The sequence below is a fragment of the Rhizobium oryziradicis genome, from assembly GCF_001939045.1.
GTDB classification, from domain to species: Bacteria; Pseudomonadota; Alphaproteobacteria; order Rhizobiales; family Rhizobiaceae; genus Allorhizobium; species Allorhizobium oryziradicis.
In genome coordinates this window covers 312,343-327,241 of record NZ_MKIM01000031.1, presented here as the reverse complement: position 1 = coordinate 327,241, position 14,899 = coordinate 312,343, and the positions used below count along the sequence as shown (strand labels likewise).

Annotated in this window: 13 protein-coding genes; 1 reads left to right on the top strand and 12 read right to left on the bottom strand. The window is 55.7% G+C overall.

What is annotated here, in order from left to right:
• Nucleotides 1-15 precede the first annotated feature (15 nt).
• The 12 genes from fdhF to BJF95_RS21395 form a co-directional block, all read right to left on the bottom strand.
• Complete coding sequence (fdhF, locus tag BJF95_RS21455; RefSeq protein WP_075641510.1) at nucleotides 16-2,895, bottom strand: formate dehydrogenase subunit alpha; 2,880 nt, start codon at nucleotides 2,893-2,895, stop codon at nucleotides 16-18.
• Between the two features lie 5 nt (nucleotides 2,896-2,900).
• On the bottom strand, nucleotides 2,901-4,460 hold the full coding sequence (locus tag BJF95_RS21450; protein ID WP_075641509.1) for a formate dehydrogenase beta subunit: 1,560 nt from the start codon (nucleotides 4,458-4,460) through the stop codon (nucleotides 2,901-2,903).
• A complete protein-coding gene (locus BJF95_RS21445) occupies nucleotides 4,457-4,936 on the bottom strand; it encodes a formate dehydrogenase subunit gamma (protein ID WP_075641508.1) in 480 nt (159 codons plus the stop codon). The genes BJF95_RS21450 and BJF95_RS21445 overlap by 4 nt, the downstream gene beginning before the upstream one ends.
• A gap of 183 nt (nucleotides 4,937-5,119) precedes the next feature.
• Nucleotides 5,120-6,013: a LysR family transcriptional regulator gene (locus BJF95_RS21440; protein ID WP_075641507.1), complete on the bottom strand. Its 894-nt coding sequence runs from the start codon at nucleotides 6,011-6,013 to the stop codon at nucleotides 5,120-5,122.
• 84 nt (nucleotides 6,014-6,097) lie between these two features.
• Nucleotides 6,098-6,451 (bottom strand): ArsR/SmtB family transcription factor, encoded by a 354-nt coding sequence (locus BJF95_RS21435; protein ID WP_075641506.1) that lies wholly within the window; start codon nucleotides 6,449-6,451, stop codon nucleotides 6,098-6,100.
• Between the two features lie 78 nt (nucleotides 6,452-6,529).
• A complete protein-coding gene (locus tag BJF95_RS21430) occupies nucleotides 6,530-7,486 on the bottom strand; it encodes an L-lactate dehydrogenase (protein ID WP_342587953.1) in 957 nt (318 codons plus the stop codon).
• Between the two features lie 560 nt (nucleotides 7,487-8,046).
• Nucleotides 8,047-8,454, bottom strand: coding sequence for a F0F1 ATP synthase subunit epsilon (locus BJF95_RS21420; protein ID WP_075641504.1), 408 nt, complete (start codon nucleotides 8,452-8,454; stop codon nucleotides 8,047-8,049).
• 168 nt (nucleotides 8,455-8,622) lie between these two features.
• Nucleotides 8,623-10,074 (bottom strand): F0F1 ATP synthase subunit beta, encoded by a 1,452-nt coding sequence (gene atpD, locus BJF95_RS21415; protein ID WP_075641636.1) that lies wholly within the window; start codon nucleotides 10,072-10,074, stop codon nucleotides 8,623-8,625.
• Nucleotides 10,075-10,099: 25 nt separating this feature from the next.
• Complete coding sequence (locus BJF95_RS21410; protein WP_075641503.1) at nucleotides 10,100-10,978, bottom strand: F0F1 ATP synthase subunit gamma; 879 nt, start codon at nucleotides 10,976-10,978, stop codon at nucleotides 10,100-10,102.
• Nucleotides 10,979-11,007: 29 nt separating this feature from the next.
• Nucleotides 11,008-12,534, bottom strand: coding sequence for a F0F1 ATP synthase subunit alpha (gene atpA / locus BJF95_RS21405; RefSeq protein WP_075641502.1), 1,527 nt, complete (start codon nucleotides 12,532-12,534; stop codon nucleotides 11,008-11,010).
• Nucleotides 12,534-13,100 carry a F0F1 ATP synthase subunit delta gene (locus BJF95_RS21400; RefSeq protein WP_075641501.1) on the bottom strand — a complete coding sequence of 189 codons (567 nt, stop codon included), beginning with the start codon at nucleotides 13,098-13,100 and terminating at the stop codon, nucleotides 12,534-12,536. The genes atpA and BJF95_RS21400 overlap by 1 nt, the downstream gene beginning before the upstream one ends.
• Before the next feature lie 261 nt (nucleotides 13,101-13,361).
• Nucleotides 13,362-13,745, bottom strand: coding sequence for an AGROH133_08824 family phage infection protein (locus tag BJF95_RS21395; RefSeq protein WP_075641500.1), 384 nt, complete (start codon nucleotides 13,743-13,745; stop codon nucleotides 13,362-13,364).
• Between the two features lie 101 nt (nucleotides 13,746-13,846).
• Here BJF95_RS21395 and BJF95_RS21390 point away from each other — a divergent pair, with 101 nt between their 5' ends.
• Nucleotides 13,847-14,893 (top strand): alginate lyase family protein, encoded by a 1,047-nt coding sequence (locus BJF95_RS21390; RefSeq protein WP_075641499.1) that lies wholly within the window; start codon nucleotides 13,847-13,849, stop codon nucleotides 14,891-14,893.
• The last annotated feature ends 6 nt before the right edge of the window (nucleotides 14,894-14,899 follow it).

Below are 14,899 nucleotides of genomic sequence, written 5' to 3'. Positions count from 1 at the left end.
CTCTTTGCCGTGCCATCACTCTGCCGCTTCCATCTTGCCCGCAATGCGGCGGGACTTGAGCGACAACTCTTCATAGTCCTTCTGCCATTCGGTTGGACCATTGGATGGCGAAACCTGCACCGCCGTCACCTTATATTCCGGGCAATTGGTGGCCCAGTCGGAAAAGTCCGTGGTGATCACATTGGCCTGCGTATCCGGGTGGTGGAAGGTGGTATAGACCACGCCCGGAGCAACCCGATCCGTAATCAACACCCGCAGCGTGGTATCGCCCGAGCGGCTGGCCAGCTTGATCCAGTCGCCCTGTTTGATTCCGCGCTGCTCGGCATCATGGGGATGCATTTCCAGCAAGTCTTCGGCGTGCCAGACAGTGTTTTCCGTGCGGCGCGTCTGTGCACCCACATTATACTGGCTGAGGATGCGCCCCGTGGTCAAAAGCAGCGGGAAACGTGGGCCGGTGCGCTCATCGGTTGCCACATATTCGGTACGGATAAACTTACCCTTGCCACGCACGAAACCATCGGTGTGCATGATCGGCGAGCCGTTCGGATGCGCCTCATTGCAAGGCCACTGCACCGAACCATTTTGTTCAAGGTAGTCATAAGACACCCCGGAAAAACTTGGTGTGGTGGCGGCAATTTCATCCATGATCTGCGAGGGGTGGGTGTAATTCCACGCCAAGCCCATGGCCTGCGCCATTTTCTGGGTCACTTCCCAGTCCGCATAACCATTCTTTGGTGTCATCACCTTGCGCACGCGGTTGATGCGGCGCTCGGCATTGGTAAATGTGCCATCCTTTTCCAGAAATGTGGAACCCGGCAAGAACACATGAGCGTAATTGGCGGTTTCATTGAGGAAGAGATCGTGGACCACCACGCATTCCATCGCAGCAAGGCCCGCCGACACATGCTTGGTGTCAGGATCAGACTGAAGAATATCCTCACCCTGAATGTAAAGGCCCTTGAATGTGCCTTCCACCGCCGCATCCAGCATATTAGGAATGCGAAGACCCGGCTCATTGTTGAGGGTGACACCCCAGAGTTTTTCAAACATATCGCGGGTGGCATCGTCGGAGATGTGGCGATAGCCTGGTAATTCGTGCGGGAAGGAGCCCATGTCACACGAGCCTTGCACATTGTTTTGGCCGCGCAGCGGGTTCACGCCCACGCCGGGACGGCCAATATTGCCGGTGACCATGGCCAGATTGGCAATCGCCATCACGGTGGTTGAGCCTTGGCTGTGTTCGGTCACGCCCAGACCATAATAGATCGCGCCATTGCCGCCGGTGGCATAAAGCCGGGCCGCGCCGCGCAAATCGGCTGCCGGAACGCCGGTGAATTTTTCGGTGTCTTCCGGGCTATGCTGCGGATCGGCCACAAACGATGCCCAATCCTCAAACTCGGACCAGTCGCAACGCTCACGAATAAACGCCTCATTGGCCAAGCCTTCGGTGACAATCACATGGGCAATGGCTGTCAGCACCGCCACATTGGCGCCGGGCTTGAGCGGCAGGTGGAAAGAGGCTTCCACATGCGGCGTCTTGACCAGATCAATCCGGCGCGGATCAATCACGATCAGCTTGGCCCCTTTGCGCAGCCGCTTCTTCAGCCGCGAGCCAAACACGGGATGGCCGTCGGTGGGGTTGGCCCCAATCACCAGCACCACATCAGAATGCTCAACACTGTCAAAGTCCTGTGTGCCCGCCGACGTACCAAAGGCCTGGCCCAGACCATAGCCGGTTGGTGAGTGGCAAACACGCGCGCAGGTATCAACATTGTTATTGCCAAAGCCGGCACGGATCAGCTTTTGCACCAGGAATGTCTCTTCATTGGTGCAGCGGGATGAGGTAATGCCGCCAATGGAATCGCGGCCATATTGATATTGCAGCCGCTTGAACTCGGAAGCCACATAGGCAAACGCTTCGTCCCAGCTCACTTCCCGCCATGGATCGCTGATGTTTTCGCGGATCATCGGGTTGAGAATACGATCCTTGTGGCTTGCGTAACCATAGGCGAACCGACCCTTAACGCAGGAATGACCACGATTGGCCTTGCCGTCTTTCCACGGCACCATGCGCACCAGCTCTTCACCGCGCATTTCGGCCTTAAACGAGCAGCCGACGCCGCAATAGGCGCAGGTGGTGACAGCCGAATGCTCCGGTTGGCCAATGGCAATCACCGATTTTTCGGTCAATGTCGCGGTCGGACAGGCCTGCACGCAAGCACCGCAGGAAACGCATTCCGATTCCAGAAAGGCCTCATGCGCACCGGGCGAGACGCGGCTATCAAAGCCACGGCCTTCAATGGTCAGCGCGAACGTGCCCTGCACTTCCTCGCATGCCCGCACGCAGCGCGAACAGACAATGCATTTCGACGGATCATAGGTGAAGTAAGGATTGCTCTCGTCCTTCGGCATATAACGGGCGTTCAGGCCATCGCTTACCCGCGCCTTGACATGATTGTCGCCTTCATAGCCATAGCGCACATCACGCAGGCCGACAGCCCCTGCCATGTCCTGCAATTCACAATCACCATTGGCAGCACAGGTCAGACAGTCGAGCGGATGGTCGGAGATATAAAGCTCCATCACGCCTTTGCGGATCTGCTTGAGGCGTTCCGTCTGGGTATGCACCACAAGGCCGGGCGCGCAGGGCGTGGTGCAGGAGGCCGGAGTGCCATTGCGACCCTCGACCTCCACCAGACAGAGCCGGCAGGAGCCAAAGGCATCAACCATATCGGTGGCGCACAGCTTTGGCACCTGAATGCCCGCCTCCATGGAAGCCCGCATGATGGATGTGCCAGCAGGCACCGTAACTTCACGGCCATCAATGGTCAGCGTGACCATATCCGTGGATGTGGAAGCGGGTGTACCATAGTCAATTTCGTGGATCAGCGACATGAGCCTTACTCCGCAGCTTCAACAAGGGGGGTGGTGGGCGCAAAATCATCCGGGAAATGCGTCATGGCACTCATCACCGGATAGGGCGTGAAGCCGCCCAGCGCGCACAGCGAACCAAATTTCATGGTGTTGCACAGGTCTTCCAGCAGAGCCTTGTTTTTCTCTGGCTCAACACCTTGCGCAATGCGATCCACCGTTTCCACCCCACGGGTGGAACCGATGCGACAGGGGGTGCATTTGCCACAGCTTTCCACAGCGCAGAACTCCATGGCAAACCGGGCCTGTTTCAGCATATCGACGCTATCGTCAAACACCACCACACCGGCATGGCCAATCAAGCCGCCAGCGGCCGTGAAGGCCTCATAATCAAACACCGTGTCAAACAGCGATGGCGGGAAATAGGCTCCCAATGGTCCGCCCACCTGAACGGCCTTGACCGGACGGCCGGAAATGGTGCCGCCGCCGATGTCATGGATCAACGCACCCAAGGTCAGGCCGAAAGCCGTCTCATACAGCCCACCGTGCTTGAGATTGCCCGCCAGCTGAATTGGAATGGTGCCATGCGAGCGGCCAACGCCGAAATCACGATAGAACTGCGCACCCCGATCCATGATCACCGGAACCGATGCCAGCGACATTACATTGTTGACCACGGTGGGCTTGCCAAACAGGCCTTCCAGCGCCGGAAGCGGCGGTTTGGCGCGCACCACGCCGCGTTTGCCTTCAAGGCTGTTGAGCAGCGAGGTTTCTTCACCGCACACATAAGCGCCAGCCCCTGCACGCACTTCCATATCAAATGCGTAAGCCGAACCCATCACTGAAGCACCCAAAATGCCTTCACGCCGCGCAATCTTGATGGCGTCCTGCATCACAGCAATGGCATGCGGATATTCCGAGCGAGTATAGATATAGCCCTTGCTGGCACCGACTGCGATGGCCGCAATGGCCATGCCCTCAATCAGCACAAAGGGGTCACCTTCCATGATCATGCGGTCAGCAAAAGTGCCGCTATCGCCCTCATCGGCGTTGCAGACAATGTATTTCTGATCGGCTTTGGCATCCGCCACCGTTTTCCATTTCACGCCGGTTGGAAAACCTGCACCGCCGCGCCCGCGCAAGCCGCTATCGGTCACCTGCTTGACAATATCAGCAGAGGACATGGCAATGGCTTTGGTAAGCCCGGTCAAACCTTGATAATGTTTGTAATCGTCTAATGACAGCGGATCTGTGATACCACAGCGGGCAAAGGTCAGCCGGGTCTGGTTTTTGAGATAAGGGATTTCTTTGGTCAGTCCATGACAGAGCGGATGATCTGCCCCGCTCAGAAAACCGGCATCAAACAGGCCAGCCACATCGGAAGGCTTCACCGGCCCATAGGCAACCCTGCCATGCTCGGTGCGCACTTCAACCAGCACTTCCAGCCACAACAGGCCGCGCGTGCCATTGCGCACAATGGTGACATCAAGATTGCGCGCGTTGGCCTCATGCTCAATGCTGGCTGCCACCTTATCGGCACCCACAGCAAGGGCTGCCGCATCACGAGGAACGAAAACCGTCACACTCATCGGCCAACCTCCGCAACAATGTCGTTCAGACAGTCTTCATTCAGGCGTCCATAAAGCGCATCATCCAGCATGGCGGCGGGCGCAGACGCACACAGACCAAGACAGAAAACCGGCTCAAGCGTCACCGCGCCATCGGCTGTGGTCTCATGCCAATCAATCCCCAGTTTGGCTTTGATTTTATCGGCAAGAGGCTCGCATCCCATGGATTGGCAAGCCTCGGCCCGACAGAGTTTCAGCACATGCCGACCGGAGGGATGATCGCGAAAATCATGATAGAAGGTCACAACCCCATGCACCTCGGCACGCGAGAGGTTCAGCGCCTTGGCAATAATCTGCTTGGCGCTTTCCGGCACATAACCAAACTCGGCTTGAATATCATGAAGAATCGGCAAAAGCGGGCCTTCATCGCCCTGATGCTCCGCAATGATATGCGAAATTCGAGCTGCCTCCTGTTCGGCAACCACGTGAATATTCATATCGGATCCTCCCGATCACACTCTTCTATCGTCTGAGATAGGAGAGAGAAAACAATCACCTCATCCCGATCAACATGACGCTTCAAAGCGGAAAAAGCATAGTATTGAGATAGATTCTTAGCATGCACGGTGCCCTATCATCGGGTCAATAAGGCTCTCTCGTTACGCGATAGAAAAAAACTATCAAAAGGCATTCGCGTTTGCGAGATTGCTGGCCAGGTGCAAAAGGGCCGACACCAGCGGTGTATAGGGTTCCCGGTGGGTAGCAACCAGGCCAACCAGATGCTGCGTATGCGGCTCCGTAATCGGCACCATTCGAATTTCTTCAGGAAAACCAAAGGATTGAGCCACATTGCGCGGCATGATGGATGCCCATTGACCCGTGCGAATGTGGGAAAAAAGCACAATCATGGAATTGGATTCCAACGTTGGCTTTGAGACAACCCCGGCTTCAGACAAATGTTGATTGATAATGCGGCGGTTCTGCATATCCGGGGTTAAAAGACAGAGCCGCAAATTCGATACCTCGCGCCACGTGACAGACTCCCGATCTGCCAACGGCGTACCCGTTGCGGCAATCAAATGGTAGCGCTCTTCATAGAGCGGCACGGACGTAACGCGGCCCAGCGGTTCGTTATCCAGATAGGTAATGCCCGCATCAATCTCGAGATTTTCCAACAGGCTCAGCACCTGCAACGAATTGCGCGATAAAATCTGAAAGGTCACAGCGGGATGGCGGGCCTGAAAAGGCTCCGTAATCTTCTGCACCATGGCAAGCGCGGTGGGAATAACCGCGATTCTGATGTGTCCGGCCAGACCTTTGCGCGCCGCCCGCATTTCATCGCGCATCGTGCGGGTATCGCCCACAATGCGCCGCGCCCATTCCAGCACCCGCTGCCCTTCGGGTGTCAGGCCTTGATAGCGTGAGGCGCGCTGCACCAGCATGACACCCAATTGATCTTCAAGCTGGCGAATGGCCGCGGACAAGGTGGGTTGAGAAATTCCGCATTCTTCAGCGGCCCGGCCAAAATGCTCGGCCTGGGCCAGGGCTATAAAAAATTCCAGCTTGTCGATCATGGTCCTCACCGGTCCCGTTCAATAAGCCTTGCTTATAGCACTTACGCGGCAACCGCCTCTGCCTTTCGCTGCACGCACGGACCATCAAGGCGTTATTTGCGCAACTTTGGGCGCACAATACATGCGATAGAGCAGAGCAACGACATCTTGCACCAAGGGATTGGCGATAGAATAATAGATCTGACGGCCCTCGCGCCGGCTCGACACCAGACCATCCGCCCTTAACCGGGCCAGTTGCTGCGACACAATTGCTTGCTGGAGATGCAGCATCTCCTCAAGCTCACCAACGGTTTTTTCGCCCTTGCACAGGATGCATAAAATCAGCAACCTGTTTTCATGCGAAAGGGCTTTGAGCAAAGCAACCGCATCGGTTGCCTGCTGCATGAAATCTGCCAAGGGCAGTGGCGCGTTTTCAGGGTCGATCAAAGAAGAAATCATCTGTTCCAACTGTTCAATTTAGCAACGATCGCCATTGAGAGAAGATATCCTTGAAATGAGGATTGGCATAGACAATCCTCAAAGCGGCACCGAAGCCGCGAGCGCTTTAAGCATGGCTGCACTGTGATGGAGTGAGGCACTTTCCTCGACATTCAACTCCGGGATCAAATCCATCATGATGCCTCCCGCTCCGATAACCCGAGGCACCGAGGCCGCAACCTTACTGACCCCGGCAATATCCTCTGTGACGCTGGAGACAGAGAGAATATCGCGCTGGTCGCGGGCAATCGCCTTGGCAATCCGCGCCAGTCCGGCACCAATGCCATAATAGGTCGATCCCTTGCCGCCGATGATGCGCGCCGCCGCCCGGCGCACGCCATCGTCAATCTCCGCCCGCACGGCATCCGTCAAGGGCTTGCCAATCTGCTTGGCAAACGACATCAGTGGAACCGAACCAACGCAGGCACAGGACCATGCCAAGACCTCACTATCCCCATGTTCACCCAACACATAGCCGTGCACCGATTGCGGCGAAATTGCCAAATGGCGCGCAAGAAGGCTTCGAAAACGCGCCGTATCCAAAATAGTGCCTGATCCAATCACCCGTGATGGCGGCAGGCCGGAGATCCGTGTCGCGATGTCTGTCATGATATCCACCGGGTTTGACGCGATCAATAAAATGACATCGGGTGCCACATCGAGGATCCGGGATACCACGATCCGAAACACCTCTGCATTGCGCGAAAGCAAATCCAGCCTGCTTTCTCCGGGCTTTTGGCTAACACCTGCGGCAATAATCACCACCCCGGCCCCGGCCAGGTCCGCATAATCCCCAGCGCGCACCACAGTGGTCGACACAAATGGCACCGCGTGGGAAATATCCTCCGCCTGCGCAGCGGCCAGTTCCTTGTTGTAATCGACAAGAACGAGTTCCTGGGCAATTCCCTGCAGCGCCATAGCATAGGCTGCGGAACTGCCGACCATTCCCACTCCGACGATACCGATTTTCAAAACAGTTCCCCCAAATCCCACCATTCCAGCATCATTCCCTCAATCGGAACGGCTCCAAACCGAAAACGCACCTATAAAGCGCGCTGGAGCCGCAGATGCCATGAACACACCGGCCAAGCCATTGCCCCCGGCCACACCAATGCACAATGGGCAAAAAGCCCGGCGTCTTATGGCGCGCGCGCGGCTTCATTCCAAGGTGTGTCACCCCACCTCTGCGCATTATCGCTGCTCAAACCAAAATAAATATGACCCCCGACCAAAACAGCCAGATGGGGCATCCCCTGCTTTAACAACCAGATTATGTCTGGAGATTGACCACACAATGCAATGCTGTCAATCCACCCATTCGCGCCAATTTTGGTGGCGAATTCGCGCATGACTGTTGGACATGCGCAAGCCCTAGGCTGAATGCCAATATCGGCTCCCGGTTTCCCTTGAAGCATCGCGATGGTTTGTATCTGCCACGTAATTTTTGCCTCAAAACCATGTGGCTTTAAGGACGATCGAGGCGTGACAGAATGGCTGTGAAACACAAAAAAAGCGGCCTTGAAGGGCCGCTTTCAATCAATCCATTCAAACAAGGATCAAGCAGGAATCAACGTGCCACCAAGGTGGGTCAACTCAGACAAAAACTGCTCCAGCTTTGTTCTGTGCTCGTGATGCTCTGCGTCGTCAAGTTCTGCTTTGGCGGCTTCGATGCGCTTGGCAAGGGTTTCGCGGTTCAACTCAGACAGTTGCACAGCGCTTTCAGCCAACAGGGTGCAGCCTTCAGGCGTCACATCGGCAAAGCCGCCGAACACCACATACTTTACCACGTCGCCCGAGGCGCGCTTAACGCTGACAACACCCGGCTTAATTGTCGTCATGGTCGGTGCATGACGCGCCATAACGGTCATTTCGCCTTCGGTCGCCGGAATGACAACCTCGCTCACCAATTCCGAGATCAGCAAGCGCTCGGGCGAAACGAGTTCAAAATTGAAATTGTCGGCCATGACACTTCACTTTTTTTCAGAGCTTGTCAGGGAAAAGTGGACGCCGGTTTTCCCGAAAAGACAAACTCAAACAAAACAATCTAGCGTTTCTCAGGCCAACTGAACCTGACACAGTCTAGAACGGAGAACGGGAACACGACGAGCGCCGTGTTCCCTTTGATCCATGGATCAGGCGGCAGCCAGTTTCTTGGCCTTTTCGATGGCTTCGTCCATCGAACCAACCATGTAGAAGGCAGCTTCTGGCAAGTGGTCGTACTCGCCGTTTACCAAGCCCTTGAAGCCCTTTATCGTGTCTTCCAGCGAAACCAGCTTGCCCGGCGAACCGGTGAAGATTTCAGCAACGTGGAAAGGCTGCGACAAGAAGCGTTCGATCTTACGAGCGCGTGCAACAGTCACCTTGTCTTCTTCCGACAGTTCGTCCATCCCGAGGATGGCGATGATGTCCTGAAGCGACTTGTAGCGCTGCAAGGTCGACTGCACCTTACGAGCCACGTCGTAATGCTCTTCACCCACAATCATGGGGTCAAGCATACGCGATGTGGAATCGAGCGGGTCAACAGCCGGGTAAATACCCTTTTCAGCGATCGAACGCGACAGAACCGTCGTTGCATCCAAGTGGGCAAACGATGTTGCAGGAGCCGGGTCGGTCAAGTCGTCGGCGGGAACGTAAATCGCCTGAACAGAGGTAATAGAACCCTTGTTCGTGGTGGTGATGCGTTCCTGAAGAGCACCCATGTCGGTTGCCAGCGTTGGCTGATAACCAACGGCCGAAGGAATACGACCCAGAAGAGCCGACACTTCAGAACCAGCCTGCGTGAAGCGGAAGATGTTGTCCACGAAGAACAGAACGTCCTGACCCTTATCGCGGAAGTCTTCAGCGATGGTCAGACCGGTCAAGGCAACGCGAGCACGCGCACCTGGAGGCTCGTTCATCTGGCCGTAAACGAGCGCGCACTTGGAGCCGGCAGCAGAACCACCGTTTTCATGCGGGTCAACGTTTACCTTGGATTCGATCATTTCGTGGTAAAGGTCGTTACCTTCGCGGGTACGTTCACCCACGCCCGCAAACACCGAATAACCACCGTGAGCCTTAGCAACGTTGTTGATCAATTCCATGATCAGAACGGTCTTGCCAACGCCGGCACCGCCGAACAGGCCGATCTTACCGCCCTTGGCGTAAGGAGCCAGAAGGTCAACAACCTTGATGCCGGTAACCAGAATTTCGGATTCTGTTGACTGCTCAACATATTCCGGAGCTGGCTGGTGGATGGCGCGACGGGCGTCTGTGCCAACCGGGCCAAGCTCGTCAACGGGCTCACCGATCACGTTCAAGATACGGCCGAGCGTTTCATCGCCGACTGGTACGGAAATTGGAGCGCCTGTATCGGAAACCGACTGACCACGAACCAGACCTTCGGTCGAGTCCATAGCAATGGTGCGCACAACGTTCTCGCCGAGATGCTGAGCAACTTCAAGCACCAGGCGGTTGCCGCCGTTGTCTGTTTCCAGCGCATTCAAGATCGGAGGCAAAACGCCATCGAACTTCACGTCGACGACAGCGCCGATGACCTGCGTCACCTTGCCAGCTGCGGGAGATGTCTGGGTCGCTGCCCTAGCCATATTCATACCCTCTTTTTCTTCAAGCTCAGAGCGCTTCTGCGCCCGCAATGATTTCGATGAGTTCGGTGGTGATCTTCGCCTGACGCTGGCGGTTATAGCTCAGCGTCAATTTGTTGATCATGTCACCGGCGTTGCGCGTCGCATTATCCATGGCGCTCATCTTGGCACCCATTTCGCCCGCAACATTCTCAAGGAGAGCGCGGAAAATCTGGACCGAAATGTTGCGCGGAATGAGATCCGTCAGGATCGCACCGGCATCAGGCTCGTATTCATACACCGAAGACCCTTCAGCGCTGGCAGATGTATCGCCAGCCGAAGCTGGAATAAGCTGCTGAGCCGTTGGAATCTGGCTGATGACCGATTTGAATTCAGAGTAGAACAACGTGCACACGTCGAACTCACCCTTGTCGAACATCGCGATAACCTTGCGACCAATCACGTCAGCATTTTCAAAGCCAACGCGCTTGACATCACGCAGTTCTGTCCGCTCGACAATCAGCGATCCGAATTCACGACGCAGGCTGTCGAAACCCTTTTTGCCAACGCAGTAAATTTTAACCGTCTTGCCCTTGGCAAGCAGGCTGCGTGCGTGGTCACGGGCAAAACGAGCGATCTGCGAATTGAAACCACCGCAAAGACCGCGCTCAGCCGTGCAGACGACGAGCAGATGCACGTCGTCCTTGCCAGTGCCCGTCATCAGCTTCGGTGCGTCGCCATCGCTGCCAACCGCTTGCGCGATATTGGCGAGAACAACCCCCATCCGCTCCGAATAAGGCCGTGCGGCCTCTGCCGCCTCCTGGGCACGACGCAGCTTCGCCGCGGCGACCATTTTCATCGCTTTGGTGATTTTCTGCGTCGCCTTAACGGAGGCGATCCGGTTTTTCAGATCCTTAAGTGAAGGCATCCGTTAATCCGTCCTTGGCTCGAGTCCGATTAGGCAAAAGACTTGACGAAGCTATCCAGTGCAGCTTTCAACTTGCCCTTGATGTCGTCGCTGATCGCCTTTTCATTGCGGATCGCTTCGAGAATGGTGCCTTCTGCCCGCAGATTGGACAACAGACCCTGCTCGAATTTACCCACATCGCTGACAGCCAGCTTGTCGAGATAACCATTCACACCTGCGAAGATCACAGCAACCTGCTCTTCGGTCTTCAAAGGCGAGAACTGTGGCTGCTTCAGAAGTTCCGTCAAGCGTGCACCACGGTTCAGCAAGCGCTGGGTGGCGGCATCAAGGTCGGAACCGAACTGAGCAAAGGCGGCCATTTCGCGATACTGGGCAAGCTCACCCTTGATCGAACCAGCAACCTGCTTCATGGCCTTGATCTGAGCGGCAGAACCAACGCGCGATACCGACAGACCAACGTTCACAGCAGGACGAATGCCCTGATAGAACAGGTCGGTTTCGAGGAATATCTGACCGTCGGTGATCGAGATCACGTTGGTTGGAATGAAGGCCGAAACGTCATTGCCCTGGGTTTCGATAACAGGCAGAGCGGTCAAAGAACCGGCACCACGCTCATCAGAGAGCTTGGCAGCGCGCTCGAGAAGACGCGAATGCAGATAGAAAACGTCACCAGGATAAGCTTCGCGGCCCGGAGGACGACGCAGCAACAGCGACATCTGACGGTAAGCAACAGCCTGCTTGGACAAGTCGTCATACGCGATCAGAGCATGCTGGCCCTTGTCGCGGAAGTATTCGCCCATCGTGCAGCCAGCGAACGGAGCCAGATACTGCATAGGAGCTGGATCGGAAGCGGTAGCTGCGATGATGATGGAGTATTTCAGAGCGCCGCGCTCTTCCAGAACCTTCACGAACTGAGCAACAGTCGAGCGCTTCTGGCCGATAGCCACGTAAACGCAGAACAGCTTGTCGTTATCAGCGCCAGCATCATGAGCAGGCTTCTGATTGAGGAAGGTGTCGAGAATGATGGCGGTTTTACCGGTCTGACGGTCACCAATCACCAATTCGCGCTGGCCACGGCCAACAGGGATCAGTGCGTCAATGGCCTTGAGGCCGGTCGACATAGGCTCGTGAACGCCCTTGCGTGGAATAATGCCAGGAGCCTTAACGTCAACGCGCGAACGCTGCGCTGCATTGATCGGGCCCTTGCCGTCGATTGGATTACCAAGCGCGTCAACAACGCGACCCAGCAATTCAGGACCAACAGGAACTTCAACGATAGCGCCGGTCCGCTTGACGGTGTCGCCTTCTTTGATGTCGCGGTCGGAGCCGAAGATAACCACACCGACATTGTCGGATTCGAGGTTCAGCGCCATGCCCCGGATACCACCGGGAAACTCGACCATTTCACCAGCCTGAACATTGTCCAGACCGTAAACGCGAGCAATACCGTCACCGACGGAAAGCACCTGACCGACTTCGGAAACTTCAGCGTCTTGACCAAAGTTTTTGATTTGATTTTTCAGAATTGCGGAAATTTCCGCGGCGCGGATGTCCATCAGCCAACCTCTTTCAGTGCAAGCTTAAGGGTGGAAAGTTTGGTGCGAAGGGACGTATCAATCTGGCGGGAGCCGACCTTCACGATCAAACCACCCAAGAGAGAAGAATCAACAGTCACATTGAGCGTGACAGTCTTTCCGGTGACGCCCTTCAGCGCCTCCTTCAGTTCGGTTTCCTGCGCTGAGGACAGCGCATGAGCAGTGATAACCTCGGCAGTCAATTCGCCACGGTGGCGTGCAGCAATTTCGCCAAAAGCGGCGATCATGCCCGGCACGGCAAACAGCCGGCGATTTGAAGCAACAACCTTGAGAAAATTAGCCGCCAGCGTGCCGATTTTAGCCTGAGCGCAGAGGGCTTCAACAGCCGACGCCTGCTCATCTGACGTGAAGATCGGGCTCGAAACGAGACGCTTCAGATCATCACTCACTGCGATCATCGCCTTGAACCGGTCGAGATCAGCAGCGACTGCATCAACCGAACCAGCCTCAAGCGCCAGGTCAAAAAGAGACGAGGCGTAGCGCTCGGCAACTCCAGAAATCCGCTGGGATGTGTCTGCCACGGGCACAAATTTCCCTGATTAGGATCCCACCCGGTCAAACGCACAATTGCGAGCAAGACCAGGTTGAAATCGTTTAAGTTTTCCCCCGGAAACACAGATCAGAACACCTGCGTTATCCAAAATTCGCGGTTCGTCTAGCATAGGATCCCTAGACTCGCAACACGGGTATTAACGGAATACGCGCCAAGGGCAACCCGCTTTTGACGTTTTTGTGATCTGAAATGCGAAAATATCAGCATGCGCCCGCAGACACTGGCATAAATTGCATCAAAACAGACCAAAGACATACGCAAGAGGCAGGGCGATAAGGGCAAGAACAACAACCATGAAGAGTATATTGCGAAAAGTTGCACCATGATCTTGAAGCATGGACAGGGCCAAGCCAAAAAAGCCGATGCCAAATGTTGCCCCAATCGCAATATAGACCCAGACCTGTGCCAGTAGAATGGCGCTAAGCCCAAGGCCCAGCATCATGCCGCCTAGAAAGCGCAGCAGGCCCATTCCTTCAAAGCGATCCTCGCGCTGGACAAGGCCGAAAAAGCGCATGGTCAGCCCCGGCGCAAACATGATGACAAAACCCAGAAGGGCAGCCAGACTGGCCCCTGTAAAAGCCAATTGCTCGCCAAGCTCGGTGGGAAAATAGAACTGCATATCGACCTCGGATCACCGGAAATGATTCGCCGTGTTATGGCATGAAGTCGTGGCGGATAAAACAAGCGACACCGCAGATCTTGGGCGAAAGGGAGAGAGCCATGAAGTCCGTATTCTCCGCTTTATGGGGCATCAGCCTGCTCGTGTCGAGCCAGGCAAGCGCTGCTAATGAGACCAAACCGCTGGCAAGTCCGTGGGATGGACCCATAGCGCAGACCATGTCTTCCAACCGCCCATGTGCCGCCTTGCCTGCCCTTTCGAAAGCCTTCACGGTGTCAGGCTATTATACCGATAAAAACCATTCGATCATCGATCAGGAGCGTTTAAGGCTCTATAAAAGCGCGACAAATTCAGTCTATGAGACAGCCAAGATCATTACCCGGCTGGCAGATCGCTATCAGCAAAAGGGAGATCCTGGCGATGCGGCTTGCGCTGCCGCAGACCTTGCCACTTTGGCCAAAGCCAACAGCTTGACCGGCACCATGCAGGGCAATCAGGCCAGTTACGTTCAGGGCTGGGTGCTAGGTGCCTTTTCCATCGCATGGCTGAAAATCAGAAATGATTCGCAGATTGAACCGGCAAACCGTAGCTTGATCACTCACTGGCTCGCCACAATGGCAATGCAGAACCGACGCTATTATGATCAACGTCCCAAGGCCGAGGATGCGCGCAACAATCATCGCTATTGGGCGGGCCTTGCCGTGTCTGCCGCAGGCATTGCGGCCAATCGCCGCGATCTGTTTGATTGGGGTGTGGACAGTGCATGCATTGGCCTTCGTCAAGTTACCACGGATGGCAGCCTGCCGCTGGAAATGGGCCGACGGGCCAAGGCCCTGCACTATCATCTTTTTGCGGTTGCCCCTCTGGTGATCACCGCCGAGCTGGCCGACGCCAATGGCATTGATCTTTATCAGGACAATGGTGGCGCTCTGAAGCGCCTTGCACGATTTTCGCTGAGTGGCATCAGCGACCCAAGTCCGTTTGTGAAGGCGGCTGGCATCGCTCAGGAACACATCACCCTTGCAGGCGGCACGGTCGGCTGGTTGATACCCTATCAGCACCGATTTCCGGCACCGGAGCAACAAGCTGTGCTGGATAAAATGTCATCGAAAACCATGCTTTACTTTGGCGGATTGCCGCCGCGCTGAATGGTT